Source organism: Arthrobacter sp. UNC362MFTsu5.1 (assembly GCF_000685965.1).
Classification (GTDB): Bacteria; Actinomycetota; Actinomycetes; order Actinomycetales; family Micrococcaceae; genus Arthrobacter.
In genome coordinates this window covers 509378-522307 of record NZ_JMLE01000001.1, presented here as the reverse complement: position 1 = coordinate 522307, position 12930 = coordinate 509378, and the positions used below count along the sequence as shown (strand labels likewise).

Sequence of the window (12930 nt, the reverse complement as noted above, 5' to 3'; positions counted from 1 at the left end):
TTGAGTGTTGAGTGTCACTCCGGGCCGGAGTAACGTGGCGATCACCCCACTCCGCACCACCCTGACTCGGGAGTCATCATGCCTAAGGTGAGACGTCGAATTGCCGCCCTCACGGCGGTCCTGGCCATGAGCGTGACGGGCGGCGCCGTCATGAACCCTGCGTTCGCTGATCCGCGGGAGGTCAAGAAGGAGCCCACCGCCACCGGCTACGGCGGCGCGGTCAGCACCGTTGACCCGGACGCCTCCGCGGCGGCGATCGAGGTGCTCCGCAAGGGCGGCAATGCCGCGGACGCCGCCGTCGCCGCGGCCGCGACACTGGGGGTGACCGAGCCCTACAGTGCAGGGATCGGCGGGGGCGGCTACTTCGTCTTCTACGATGCGAAAACGGGTGAAGTCGGCACCATCGACGGCCGGGAAACCGCGCCGGCTAAGATGCCCAACGACGCCTTCATCGACCCCGCGACAGGCAAGCCCTACCCCTTCACCCCCGAGCTCGTCACCAGCGGCGTCTCCGTCGGCGTCCCCGGCACCCCCGCCACGTGGGAGCGCGCGCTTGAACGCTGGGGCACCCTGGACCTTGGCGACGCCCTCGAGCCGGCCATCGATGTGGCCACCCGCGGCTTCGTGGTGGACGAGACCTTCCGCCAGCAGACCCTCGACAACGAGAAGCGCTTTGCGGCGTTTACGTCCACGAGCAGCCTCTACCTCCCCGGCGGCAGCGCGCCCGCCGTCGGCAGTGTCTTCCGGAACCCCGACCTTGCCGCGACGTATGAGCTCCTCGCGGACGAGGGGACCGATGGCTTCTACGAAGGCCCCGTGGCGGACGAGATCGTCGCCGCAGTGAAGGCGCCGCCGAAGACCGCCGGCACCACGCTGCCCGTCCCGGTCGGCCACATGACGACGAAGGACCTGGCAGCCTACGAGGCCCTGGACCAGGACCCCACGCACGTGGAGTACCGGGGCCTGGACGTATTCGGCATGGCGCCGTCGAGCAGCGGCGGCACCACCGTGGGCGAGGCGCTGAACATCCTGGAGCCTTTCAACCTTTCGGAGATGGGCAACGCCAACGGCAAGAACCCGGCCGCCCTGCACCACTACCTTGAGGCCAGCGCCCTGGCCTTTGCTGACCGGGCGAAATACGTGGGCGACCCCGCCTTTGTGAACGTCCCCACCGACGAGCTCACGGACCCGGTGTTCGGGAAAGAGCGCTCGTGCCGGATCAACCCGGCCAAGGCTGCTTCGAAGCCCGTCGACCCGGGGGACATCTCCTCGTACGACGGCGCGTGCCCGGCCGCCGCTGCAGCGCCCGCCGCTGAGACGGATGCTGAAAACATCTCCACGACCAACCTGACGGTCGCGGACCAGTGGGGCAACGTAGTGGAGTACACCCTCACGATCGAGCAGACCGGGGGATCCGGCATCGTGGTGCCGGGACGCGGATTCCTGCTCAACAACGAGCTGACGGACTTCAGCACCGTCTACAAGGAGGACGACCCGAACCGCATCCAGCCGGGCAAGCGCCCGCGTTCCTCGATGTCGCCCACCATCATCCTGAAGGACGGTGATCCGTTCCTGGCACTCGGTTCGCCCGGCGGATCAACCATCATCACCACCGTCCTCCAGACAATCCTGAACCGCGTGGACCTGGGCATGGACATCTCGGAGGCCATCGCGGCGCCCCGCGCTGCCCAGCGGAACACGGCAAAGGTCACGGCCGAGCCCGGCTTTATCGAGGCCTACGGTGAGCAGCTGAAACCGTTCGGACACGAATTCACGCCATCGGGCGACGCCTTCACATCGGCGGCGGAAATCGGTGCTGCCACTGCCATCGAGTTCAAGCCGAACGGCCGCATGGTGGCCGCTGCTGAACCGGTGAGGCGCGGCGGCGGCTCCGCGATGGTGGTCAGACCTTCGCGGTGAGTTCAGCCGTACCGGAGGCCGACGACGGGAGTGAGACCCGCCGTCGGCCTCCTATTTCCTGGCTATATCCGGGAGCCCGAACAGCGGCCATAATGGCGGTATGAACGCTGGGAAGACCCAGGGACGGCTGTTGATTTAGCCGCGACGCAGGCCTCCCCGGCACCGTCCCGGACCATCCAATACAGCCGGGAGCCGGCGGGAGCCGGCACAGCCGCCCCGCAGGCACCTCCTTCGGGGCGGGCATCTCGATCGCTTCAAACTAGGAGAATTCGACATGCTCAAGGACAGTGAAGTCGCCGCGGTCCTCCCTGCCAAGGACATCGCCCGGGCACGTGACTTCTATCGGGACGTCGTGGGACTGGACGATCCGGAGGTCATGGACGCCGAAAATTTGATGTTCCGCTGCGGCAAGGGAACAGCTTTCCTGCTGTACCAGTCCGACAACGCGGGCACCGCAAAGAACACCCAGCTGGGCTGGATGACGGACAACCTCGAAGCCGAGGTCGAAGAGCTGCGGGGCCGCGGAGCTACCTTCGAGGAATACGACTTCCCGGGCCTGAAGACTGAGAACGGCATCGCCACCTTGCCCACAGGCAAGGGGGCGTGGTTCCTGGATACGGAGGGCAACATTCTCAACATCTTCCAGCGCACATAGTTCGAAGCTGTGGCCCCCGGCAGCACAAACCGGGGGCCACCTGCATGTTCGCCGGGCGGCTTCACTGATCGCCGCAACAGGCTCGATTCAAGCCGTTGACCGTGGTGATGGGCCGGAGGAGACTTTGTTTTGGGGGGTACCACTTCGAAGGGAGCCGCAAAATGTCGTGGCGTTTAGAGGGTACGTATTTCGAGAATTGCAACTGCGATATGGTCTGCCCGTGCGCGACCTCCGGGTTGACCGTACCGGCGGATAACGATCGTTGCCAGGTGGCACTGGCCTTCCACGTGGACACCGGCGACGTTAACGGCGTCGACGTCGGCGGCCTCACCGTCTGCGTCGTCGCCGACACACCCGCCCTGATGGGTGGCGGAGGCTGGAAGGTCGGACTCCTGATGGACGCAGCCGCCTCAGCCGGGCAGGCCGAGGCGCTGGGCGCGGTCTTCGGCGGACAGCTTGGCGGGCCGATGGAGAATCTGGCCGCCCTGATCGGTGAGATGGCCGGCATGGAGTCCCTGGAGATGGCCTACGCCAACGATGGGCGCCGGCATCGGGTCAGGATCGGCAGTGCCGTGGACATGGCGGTCGAGGACTTCGTGTCTCCCATGGACCGCACGGAGCTCGGGGTGAAAGTCAGCGGGATCGGATTTCCTGCCGACACCTTGGCAGCCGGCACCGCCAGCACCGGCCGCGTCGATGTGTTCGGGATGACCTGGGACAACGCCGGGAAGAACTCCTTCTCGGCCCCCTTTGCCTGGTCGGCATAGGTGCCGGGCCCGAAGCCGGTTGTTCAGGCAAGGAGGCCCGTCGCCTGCAGCCAGGCCTTGATGTCTGTTGCTGCGCCGCGCACTTCCTCGCCTTTCACCGCGAGGCCTTCGGCAATCGTTGCACCCGGGTAGGACTCCCTGTAGTCACGGGGCGCCGTGCCGAGTCCGCTCATGGCATGGGTGGTGACGGGAAAAACAGTCTTGCCGGTGAAGTCGTAGCTTTCGGTGAACGTGGCCATGATCATCGGTGCCCTGACGTTCCAGATCCCGCTGGCCAGGATGACCGAGCCGTACTGGTCGATGGCTGGCAGGGGGTTGGCGATCGCGGGACGGGCGTCCCCATTTTGTTCGCGGACGTTCCGCGCCACGGTGGCGTCGTACCCGTCCGGGTAGGGGTCTGCCGCCTCGATGCGGTACATGTCGCAGGGAACCAGCGCGCTGATCATGCCAGCGAGCACTTCGGTGTTGCCGACGTCGAGGTTTGTACGGCCTCCGTAGTAGTAGTTCTCGCCTGCCCGGGAGAAGTAGGCCAACAGTATGCGCCGGCTGCTCTGCGGGGGACCGGCTGGCGCCTGTGATGGCGTGGAGGCCACTGTGGTGTCTCTTCCTGGAGTGCAGCCTGCTGTTCCGACGGTCAGCAGGGCTCCGGTCAGGCCGGCGGCCGCCCCGCGAAGGGCGGACCGCCGGCTGATGTTCAACAGAGGGGTGCTCATGGGTGTCCTGCGTTAGCTGTACCGGCGCCCGCCCAGCCAACTGACCATGGCCGGGTCGCGGTGGTCGAAGAAGAGGCTGGCACCGGTGTCCAGGGCGGTGATCTGGTTCATCTGCTCATCGGTCAGGGTGAAACCGAAGACGTCGAGGTTCTGGGCCATGCGCTCCGGCCGGACGGATTTGGGGATCACGACGACGTCGCGTTGGATCATCCAGCGCAGCACCACCTGCGCGACCGACTTGCCGTGGGCAGCCGCGATAGCGCTGAGGACAGGATCGGAAAAGAGGTTGTTCTTGCCTTCGGCGAACGGCCCCCAGGACTCGATCTGGACCCCGCGCCCGCGCATCAGTTCCTGATCGGCGGCCCGCTGGTGGAAGGGGTGGGTCTCGATCTGGTTCACTGCCGGAACGATCTCGTTGTGGTCGATCAGGTCCACCAGCCGGTCAGGGTGGAAATTCGAGACACCAATGGCACGGGCCCGGCCTTCCTTGTTCAGGTCCTGCATGGCGCGCCATTCGCTGTAGTAGTCCCCAAAGGGCTGGTGGATCAGGTAGAGGTCCACGTAATCCAGGCCCAGCCGTTGAAGCGAGTTATGGAAGGAGCGCCGACTGTCGTCATAGACGCTGCCCGCGGGTGCGTGCTGGATCCAGAGTTTCGTCGTGACGAACAGGTCCTCGCGGGCGATGCCGCTGGCTTTGATGGCCGCGCCGACGGCTGCTTCGTTACCGTAGGACGCGGCGGTGTCCAGATGCCGGTATCCGGCGGCCAGGGCCGCTTCGACCGCGGTCTGGGTTTCCTCTTCGGCGATTTGGAAGACACCAAAGCCCAGGATCGGCATTTCGACGCCGTTGTTGAGGGTGACACTTTTCACTGAGATTCCTTAGCGTTGTTCGGTGGAGTTAGCGGGTGTGTTTGGACTGGGCGGCCTGGTATTCGAGCTCCGTGACGGGTTCCAGCCACGTCGCGGTTTGACCGGATTCGTGCTCCACCAGGGCCAGGTGGCACATCAGGCTGTCCTGCGTCGCGCCGTGCCAGTGTTCCTCCCCGGCCGGGGTGTGCACGGTGTCTCCGGCACGCAGGAGGATGACCTCACCGTCTCGGTTCGCCACCAGTCCCATGCCGTCTGTGCAGTGCAGGGTCTGGCCGACGGGGTGCGAGTGCCAGTGTGTGCGGGCTCCGGGAGAAAACCGCACCATGGCCGATCTCAGGCGGGAGGGCTGTTCGCCGGCATGCAGCGCGTTGAGGTACACGTCGCTGGTGAATTTATCGGCGGGCCCCTTGGACGTGGGACCGGGAACTGCGAGATGCACGGTGTGCTCCTTGGATAGGCGTGAAGCTGCTGATTCAAGAAAACCAGTCCCGTTGCCCGCGTGGGAGTCTCTGCTGTGCGGTGTACTGGCAGTTCCTGTTAGGGCGGCCCTTCCCGCCGTAGCGTAGAGGCATGGACACTACGAAAGACGTCCGCGAGTTCCTCAGGAGCCGGCGGTCGCACATCACCCCTGCCCAGGCCGGGCTGCCCGCCTACGGAGGAACCCGGAGGGTGGCCGGACTCAAGCGCGAGGAAGTGGCCATGCTCGCCGGAGTGAGTACCGAGTACTACGCCCGCCTCGAACGCGGAAACCTGCGCGGAGTGTCCGAGTCCGTTCTCGACTCCCTCTCCCGCGCCCTGCAGCTCGACGAGGCGGAGCGCGCCCACCTGTTCGACCTCGCCAAAGCCGCCGCTCCGGCCCCGTCATCCGGTGTCCGGCGGGCACGGACTGAACTGCGCCCCAGCATCGAACGGCTCCTGGCCGGGATGACCGGAACGCCTGCCTATGTCCGAAATTCCCGCATGGACGTCGTGGCCGCCAACAACCTCTGTTACGCCCTCTACACGGACATCCTCAGCCCCGCCACCCTGCCGCTGAACCTGGCGCGGTTCATGTTCCTGGACCCGCGTTCCCGCGATTTCTTCGTTGACTGGGAAACCCTCGCCGACGACTTCGCCGCGGCCATGCGCGCCGAATCCGGCCGGAGTCCGCGTGACCGGGCCCTTAACCACCTCATCGGCGACCTCGCCGCCGGCAGCACCGAGTTCTCCACGCGATGGGCCCGGCACAACGTCCGCTTCCACCGCACGGCCCGCAAAACCATGCACAACCCTCTGGTCGGCGACATCGAACTCACCGGCGACGCCCTCGAGCTCCCCGGCGAAGGACTGACACTGATCGCCTACACCGCCGAGGCCGGCAGCCACGCCCAGGACCAACTGGATTTTCTCGCCAGCTGGAGCACCACCAACAGCAGCACCAGTGAACCCTCGGCAGCTAAACCGCCAGCGGGATGATCAGAAACGGTAGCCTGACAGCATTGACCGCACGCTGCCTATGCCGAAGGATTCCTCCATGCGCCTCGCCATCCTGGACGATTACCAGTCTGTCGCCCGGGATTACGCGTCCTGGGAGCAGCTTGCCGCCGACGGCGTCAGCGTCACCTTCTTCGACCGGCCCCTGAAGGACGATGCCGACGTCGTCGCCAGCCTGCGCGGCTTCGACATCATCATCGCCATGCGGGAACGGACCGCGTTCGGCCGCGAGCGGCTGGCGCAACTACCCGGACTCAAACTGCTGGTGACCACCGGGATGGCCAATCAGTCCATCGACATTCCCGCGGCGGAGGAGCTGGGCATAGCCGTCTGCGGGACCGGCGGTTCTCCAACCGCAGCCCCGGAACTGACGTGGGCCCTGTTGCTCGCGCTTGCCCGGAGCATACCGTTTGAGGACCGGCGCCTCCGGGACGGGCACTGGCAGTCCACCGTGGGATTTGAGCTCGCAGGAAAGACCCTGGGTGTCCTGGGCCTGGGCAAGATCGGGCGCCGCGTCGCCGCCTACGGACAGGCGTTCGGCATGGACGTCATCGCCTGGAGCCCCAACCTCACGGCCGAGGCGGCCGGCGAGGTGGGCGTCAGGAGGGTCAGCAAGGACACACTCTTCCGGGAGTCGGATGTGGTGTCGGTGCATGTGCGGCTTTCGGAACGCTCGCGGGGCGTTGTCGGCGAACAGGAACTCCGTCTCCTGGGAGCCCGGGGCGTGCTGCTCAACACCTCGCGCGGGCCCCTGGTCGACGAAGACGCCCTCATCCGGGGGCTGCACGAAGGCTGGCTCGGCGGGGCAGCGCTTGATGTCTACGACCTCGAGCCTCTGCCCGCGGGCCACCGGCTCCTGTCCGCACCACGGACTGTCCTGACACCACATCTGGGCTACGTCACGGAGCAAAGCTACCGGGAGTTCTACGGCGGCGCGTTCGAAGACGTCACGGCCTGGCTCCGGGGAAGTCCTGTCCGGCTGCTGACTGCCCTGCACCGCTGATGACGGAACGAACCGACGTCCGCGCCGCCCTGCTCGGCGGAAAGACGTTCCGAAGCCTGAGCGAGCAGAAACTTTCTCCCAAGGAAGAGAAATTTGAGCGGGCACGGCAAACCCTGGGATTCTTCCTCGCGCCGGCTGCCTCGGTCACCTTCGCGCTCCTCCCGATGACGATGGACCGGACACAGCAGCTCCTGGCCGCGGTTCTGCTGGGCGTGATTGTCCTCTGGATCTGTGAGCCCGTCCCCATCCCCGTCGGAGGCCTGCTGGGAGTGGCCGCCGTGGTGATACTCGGCGTCGCTCCGGCCGCTGACGTCCTGGCTCCGTTCGGGTCGACGACGATCTTCACCTTCATCGGCGCGTTCATCCTCGCCCAGGCGATGCTCAAACACGGCATCGCCCAACGGCTTGCGTTCGCCGTGCTCTCCCTCCCCGGCGTGGCCACGTCCACCTACCGCGTGATCATCGCCTTCGGCGTCATCACCTGCCTGCTGTCCGCGTTCGTGTCCAACACGGCAACCGTGGCCATGCTCATGCCCACGGCACTGGGCATCCTCGCGGTCATCGGCCAGCTAATGCAGGACCGCGGCATAGTCAGGGCCGACTTTGACCCGCTGCGCCTGCGGGTCGGTGCGGCATTGATGCTGATGCTGGCCTACGGCGCCAGCGTCGGGGGCCTGCTCACGCCGGTCGGTTCACCGCCCAACCTCATCGGGCGGGGACTCATCGAGGAGGCCACCGGGGAACGCATCTCCTTCGCCCAGTGGACAGCTGCCGCGGCCCCGCTCTGCCTGGCCATGTTCGCGGTCCTGGCCCTGGTCATGTTCCTGCTCAACAAACCGGAGGTCCGCCGGATCGAGGGCGTCGAGGAGTACATCCGCGAACAGCGGACCGCCCACGGCAGGATGTCCAGGGCTGAAGTGAACACCCTGATCGCCTTCGGCCTCACCGTCACGCTCTGGCTGCTGCCGGCCGCGGCCGGGCTTGTCACAGGGACGGACTCTGATGTCTACGTTCTGCTGGACGACCGGCTGGACGAGGGCATCGTGGCCGTTCTGGGGGCTTCCCTGCTCTTCATCCTGCCCACGAACTGGAAGGAACGCCGGGCCACGCTCAACTGGTCGGACGCCGCCCGGATCGACTGGGGCACCATCATCCTTTTCGGCACCGGCATCATCTTCGGCTCGCTCCTCGCCGCCACCGGGCTGGCGGAGACCATCGGCACCGCAGCCTCCCGGAACCTGAACGTCACTAACGTGGTCGCGGTTACCGCTTTCTCCGCCATTCTGGCCGTCCTCGTCTCGGAGACGACCAGCAACACAGCATCCGCGGCGGTGGTGGTGCCCATCGTCATTCCGCTGTGCACCGCCATGGGGCTGGATCCGTTCGTGCCCGCCCTGGCCGCCACCTTCGCCGCCTCCTTCGGGTTTATGCTGCCTGTCTCAACACCGCAAAACGCGATCGTGTACGGTTCCGGCGCGGTGCCGATCATCAGGATGATCCGCACCGGGCTGGTCTTCGACATCGCCGGTGCGCTCCTGATCATCGGCATCGTCCCGGTGATGGTGGCCATCACCGGGATCGGCCGGTAGCCCGGTGCACGGGCCGGCGTGGGGTCACCGGAGGGTCGCGCCGATGTCCTGTCCGATCCGGCGGAGCAGCGCCGCCGACAACTCGGGGTCCTTCGACGAGTCCTGGTCGGTGTACTCGGCGAGCGTGTAGACACGGGCCAGGGCCATTTCCTGCCACCGCTCCCGGGGGAGGAGGGAGCGTCCGGCGACCGCGATGATGGGCCGGGTTCCTGAGCGGCGGGCGACGGCGGCGGGCAGCTTCCCGGCCAGGGTCTGTTCGTCGATGCTGCCCTCGCCCGTGATGACGACGTCGCAGTGCTCCTTGCGGGAGTTGAAGTCCAGCAGGTCCAGGAAGTAGTCCGCACCGGATACCTGCGTTGCTCCCAGCAGGAGGCAGGCGTAGCCGATTCCTCCGGCACTTCCGGCCCCGTCATGCTCTGCCCTGGACGCAGCGTCCTCGAAGCCGGCTGAGGTCATCCTGCTGACGAAGTGCTCCAGGCCCTTGTCGAGCAAAGCGACGTCGTCAGGTCCGGCACCCTTCTGGGGGCCGAACACTGCCGGTGCGCCCTGGGCGCCGAGCAATGGATTGTGGACATCGCTGGCGACGATGAGCTCGGTGTCCGCCAGTTCGGGGAGGGCAGTCCGGCGGATGGAGTGGATCCGGGCCAGCGCGCGGCCGCTGCCGTAAAGCTGGCGGCCTTCCGCGTCACGGAAGCTGTATCCGAGGGCGGTGAGCATTCCCATGCCGCCATCGGTGCTGGCGCTGCCGCCCAGGGCCAGCACGATCCTGTCCGGGTTCAGGCTGAGGGCGAACAGGACTGCTTCGCCGAAGCCCCTGCTGGAGGCATCCAGCGGCTCCAGCTTTCCGTCGGGCAGGAGCCCCAGTCCGCAGGTGTTGGCAACCTCGACGACGGCGGTGACGCCGTCGAACGCTATGCTCGCCGGCACATGCTGGCCGGTCGGCCCCGCCACCGTATAGTGGCGCCGGGTGAAGCCGGAGGCGACGGCGGCGTCGACGCTGCCGTCACCTCCGTCGGCCAGCGGGAGCAGTTCGCAATGGACCGTCCCGACCCCCGCCCCGGCCGAGGCACGTAGTCCGGAGGCCAGGGCCTCGGCCACCTCGCCGGCAGTAAGGCTGCCTTTGAACTTGTCGGGAGCGATGAGCGTTCGCACGGTCTTCGGGGCGGTTGCGTTGGTCATGTCAGATGGATTCCGAGTAGGCGGGGCGGCGGTCGGCAGCATTCACGTCGGTGGTGTGCTTCGGTGCATGGTGGCCATATTCGGTGAGGTCGTCGTCGAGGTCGGTGACTTCGTCGAGGTGGACGGGGTCTTCGGCAGGCATGGGCTCGACGGATTCGCCGGCGAAGACCCGCCGGGCGCGGTCCGCGTCAAGGGTGCGGTCCCACCAGGCGATGAAGAGTGTGGCGACGGCGTTGCCGGTGAAGTTCACCAAGGCCCGGCATTCGGACATGAACTTGTCGATGCCGAAGATGAGCATGATGCCGGCTGCCGGGATGGTGCCGATCGTGGTGAGCGTGGCGGTCAGCGCGATGAAGCCGCCGCCGGCCACGCCCGCTGCGCCCTTGGAGGTGAGCAGCATGACCGCGAGGAGCCCGAGCTGCTGGCCGACGGTCAGGTCCGTGTTGGTGGCCTGCGCGATGTAGAGGGCGGCAAGGGAAAGGTAGATCGCGGCGCCGTCGAGGTTGAAGCTGTAGCCGGTGGGGACGACGAGTCCGACCGTTTCCTTCTTGACGCCGGCATGCTCCAGCTTGCGCATCAGGCCGGGGAGGGCCGGTTCCGCGGTGGAGGTGCCCAGGATGAGCATGTATTCCTCTTTGAGGTGGCGGATCATCGTGAAGATGTTCAGCTTCAGGAAGGCCATCACCGATCCCAGGATGACCACCACGAAGAGGATGGACGTGACGTAGAAGAGCGCGATCAGGCCGCCCATGCTGGTCAGGGACGAGACTCCGTACTTGCTCACGGCGTAGGCCATCGCGCCGAAAGCTCCGATCGGGGCGGCCTTCATGATGAAGCCCAGGATCTTGAACATGACCCCGGTCAGGCGCTGCACGCCGTCCAGGACGGGGGCCCCGACCTTGCCCATGGCGTTCAGGGCGATGCCGAAGACGACGGCGATGAAGATGATCTGGAGGATGTCGCCCTCAACGAAGGGCCCGATGATGCTGTTGGGAATGATGTGCGTAAGGAACTGCCACCATTCCTGGTGGGCGCCGGCGTCGATGAGTTTGGCCGCGGAATCCGAGGTCTTGATGCTGCTGGCGTCCGCGTTGACGCCGTCGCCGAGGCGGAAGATGTTGATGGCGACCAGGCCGAAGATCATGGCGAAGATGGTGCCGACCTGGAAGTAGGTGAGGGCCTTCAGCCCTGTCATGCCGACTTTCTTGAGGTCGGCGACGCTGGCGATGCCGCCGACGATCGTCAGGAACACGATCGGGCCGATGAGCATTTTCATCGAGTTCACGAAGGTGGTGCCGATGGGTTCCATGGCGATGCCGACCGTGGGGGCGAGCCAGCCGACGAGGATGCCGATGAGGATGGCTGTCAGAACCCAGAAGTACAGCTGCCGGTACCAGCGGGTTTTTTGTGGCTTGTCCTGCGCTGACGGCTTTTTGGCTGGGGCCGCAGCGCCGGCGGTGGTGATGTGTTCCATGATTCCTACCTCGTTGTGGAATGTAGCTGGAGGGTGCTTGTTGTGTGAGAGCACGACGGAATGGACGGCGGCGGTGTGGTGAACCGCCGTCCATTCCGGGCCGTGCCTGACCGCCGGGACGGAGCCGGCTGGTCGCGAGTCCTGGCTAGACGGCAGCCAGGGTGTGGGTGAGGGCTTCGATGATTGCCTCGGTGACGTCGTCGGTGTTGGCGTCGCCGCCGACGTCGCGGGTGAGAAGTCCGGCGGCCGTGGTCTGCTCAATGGCGGCTTCGACCAGACGGGCTTCCTCGTGCAGGCCGAAGTGGTCCAGCATCAGGGCGGCGCTGGCGATTGCGCCGATCGGGTTGCTGATGCCTTTGCCGGCGATGTCCGGTGCGGAACCGTGGACCGGTTCGAACATGGAGGGGAAGCGGCGCTCCGGGTTCAGGTTTGCGCTGGCCGCCAGTCCCAGGCTGCCCGCGAGTGCCGAGCCCAGGTCCGAGAGGATGTCGGCGTTCAGGTTCGATGCGACCACAACGGAGAGGTCTTCCGGCTTGAGGATGAACTTGGCGCTCATAGCGTCGACCAGGACGCTTTCGGTGGCCACATCCGGGTAGTCCAGGGCTACGCGCTGGAAGGTTTCGTCCCAGAGGACCATGCCGTACTGCTGTGCATTGGACTTGGTGACGGACGAGACCTTCTTGACCGTGCGGGTCCGGGCGAGGTCGAAGGCGAAGCGCATGATGCGCTCGCAGCCCTTTTCGGTGAACAGGGCCGTCTGCAGGGCCACCTCGTTGCCCGGGCCGCGGCCGCTGAGGTTGCGTCCGCCGAGGCCGGCGTACTCGCCTTCGCTGTTTTCGCGGACAACGACCCAGTCGAGTTCGGTGTTGTCGGCCTTGCGGAGCGGGGACTGGATGCCCGGAAGGAACTTCACCGGGCGGATGTTGGCCCACTGGTCAAAGTTCTGGGTGATGTTCAGGCGGAGGCCCCAGAGGCTGATGTGGTCCGGAACGTTCTCCCATCCCACTGCGCCGAAGTAGATGGCGTCGAAGTCCTTGAGGGCTTCCAGGCCTTTGGGGTCCATCATCTGGCCGGTCTTTTCGTAGTAGCCGCAGCCCCAGGGGAACTCGGTCCATTCGAAGGCGAACCTGCCGTTGGAGTTGGCTGCCAGGGCGTCCAGGACGCGGCGGCCGGCGGAGACAACTTCCTTGCCGACTCCGTCTGCGGGGATTGAAGCGATGCTGAATTTCTGGGTGGCGCTCATGTGCCTACCTCCTCGTTGAGTCTGTTAGCAGCGTCACACTGCCT

The 12930-nt window shown here is 66.1% G+C and carries 12 protein-coding genes; 6 read left to right on the top strand and 6 right to left on the bottom strand.

The features are described from left to right. Positions 1–78: 78 nt before the first annotated feature. The 3 genes from ggt (at position 79) to BS38_RS0102500 (ending at position 3342) form a co-directional block, all read left to right on the top strand. A complete protein-coding gene (gene ggt, locus BS38_RS0102510; RefSeq protein ID WP_028269376.1) occupies positions 79–1920 on the top strand; it encodes a gamma-glutamyltransferase in 1842 nt (613 codons plus the stop codon). Positions 1921–2194: 274 nt separating this feature from the next. Continuing rightward, on the top strand, positions 2195–2575 hold the full coding sequence (locus BS38_RS0102505; RefSeq protein WP_028269375.1) for a VOC family protein: 381 nt from the start codon (positions 2195–2197) through the stop codon (positions 2573–2575). Between the two features lie 107 nt (positions 2576–2682). Continuing rightward, positions 2683–3342, top strand: coding sequence for a DUF1326 domain-containing protein (locus tag BS38_RS0102500; protein WP_331280037.1), 660 nt, complete (start codon positions 2683–2685; stop codon positions 3340–3342). 23 nt (positions 3343–3365) lie between these two features. Here BS38_RS0102500 and BS38_RS0102495 read toward each other — a convergent pair whose 3' ends face one another. From BS38_RS0102495 to BS38_RS0102485, 3 genes are read right to left on the bottom strand one after another with little or no spacing between them, the layout of a single operon-like run. Continuing rightward, entirely contained in the window at positions 3366–4055 is a 690-nt protein-coding gene (locus BS38_RS0102495; RefSeq protein ID WP_028269373.1) for a flavodoxin, read from the bottom strand. Between the two features lie 12 nt (positions 4056–4067). After that, complete coding sequence (locus BS38_RS0102490) at positions 4068–4925, bottom strand: aldo/keto reductase (protein ID WP_028269372.1); 858 nt, start codon at positions 4923–4925, stop codon at positions 4068–4070. Between the two features lie 28 nt (positions 4926–4953). Then, positions 4954–5364 carry a (R)-mandelonitrile lyase gene (locus BS38_RS0102485; protein ID WP_028269371.1) on the bottom strand — a complete coding sequence of 137 codons (411 nt, stop codon included), beginning with the start codon at positions 5362–5364 and terminating at the stop codon, positions 4954–4956. Between the two features lie 131 nt (positions 5365–5495). Here BS38_RS0102485 and BS38_RS0102480 point away from each other — a divergent pair, with 131 nt between their 5' ends. The 3 genes from BS38_RS0102480 to BS38_RS0102470 are packed head-to-tail and all read left to right on the top strand — an operon-like array spanning position 5496 to position 8990. Beyond that, positions 5496–6380, top strand: coding sequence for a helix-turn-helix transcriptional regulator (locus tag BS38_RS0102480; RefSeq protein ID WP_028269370.1), 885 nt, complete (start codon positions 5496–5498; stop codon positions 6378–6380). Positions 6381–6438: 58 nt separating this feature from the next. After that, on the top strand, positions 6439–7401 hold the full coding sequence (locus tag BS38_RS0102475) for a D-2-hydroxyacid dehydrogenase family protein (RefSeq protein WP_081818784.1): 963 nt from the start codon (positions 6439–6441) through the stop codon (positions 7399–7401). After that, on the top strand, positions 7401–8990 hold the full coding sequence (locus BS38_RS0102470) for an SLC13 family permease (RefSeq protein ID WP_043437380.1): 1590 nt from the start codon (positions 7401–7403) through the stop codon (positions 8988–8990). The genes BS38_RS0102475 and BS38_RS0102470 overlap by 1 nt, the downstream gene beginning before the upstream one ends. A gap of 24 nt (positions 8991–9014) precedes the next feature. On the opposite strand, the gene BS38_RS0102465 is transcribed toward BS38_RS0102470, so the two are convergent. The 3 genes from BS38_RS0102465 to BS38_RS0102455 form a co-directional block, all read right to left on the bottom strand. Further along, a complete protein-coding gene (locus tag BS38_RS0102465) occupies positions 9015–10169 on the bottom strand; it encodes a glycerate kinase (RefSeq protein ID WP_081818783.1) in 1155 nt (384 codons plus the stop codon). 1 nt (position 10170) lies between these two features. Then, entirely contained in the window at positions 10171–11643 is a 1473-nt protein-coding gene (gene dctA / locus BS38_RS24200) for a C4-dicarboxylate transporter DctA (RefSeq protein ID WP_043437377.1), read from the bottom strand. A gap of 145 nt (positions 11644–11788) precedes the next feature. Then, complete coding sequence (locus tag BS38_RS0102455; protein ID WP_028269366.1) at positions 11789–12886, bottom strand: tartrate dehydrogenase; 1098 nt, start codon at positions 12884–12886, stop codon at positions 11789–11791. Between the last annotated feature and the right edge of the window lie 44 nt (positions 12887–12930).

Coding starts and splice junctions, on each gene's coding strand:
- dctA (WP_043437377.1), bottom strand. CDS start 11,643: ATGGAACACATCACCACCGCCGGCGCTGCGGCCCCAGCCAAAAAGCCG.
- ggt (WP_028269376.1), top strand. CDS start 79: ATGCCTAAGGTGAGACGTCGAATTGCCGCCCTCACGGCGGTCCTGGCC.
- BS38_RS0102500 (WP_331280037.1), top strand. CDS start 2,683: ATGGGCCGGAGGAGACTTTGTTTTGGGGGGTACCACTTCGAAGGGAGC.
- BS38_RS0102465 (WP_081818783.1), bottom strand. CDS start 10,169: ATGACCAACGCAACCGCCCCGAAGACCGTGCGAACGCTCATCGCTCCC.
- BS38_RS0102475 (WP_081818784.1), top strand. CDS start 6,439: ATGCGCCTCGCCATCCTGGACGATTACCAGTCTGTCGCCCGGGATTAC.
- BS38_RS0102455 (WP_028269366.1), bottom strand. CDS start 12,886: ATGAGCGCCACCCAGAAATTCAGCATCGCTTCAATCCCCGCAGACGGA.
- BS38_RS0102480 (WP_028269370.1), top strand. CDS start 5,496: ATGGACACTACGAAAGACGTCCGCGAGTTCCTCAGGAGCCGGCGGTCG.
- BS38_RS0102505 (WP_028269375.1), top strand. CDS start 2,195: ATGCTCAAGGACAGTGAAGTCGCCGCGGTCCTCCCTGCCAAGGACATC.
- BS38_RS0102470 (WP_043437380.1), top strand. CDS start 7,401: ATGACGGAACGAACCGACGTCCGCGCCGCCCTGCTCGGCGGAAAGACG.
- BS38_RS0102495 (WP_028269373.1), bottom strand. CDS start 4,055: ATGAGCACCCCTCTGTTGAACATCAGCCGGCGGTCCGCCCTTCGCGGG.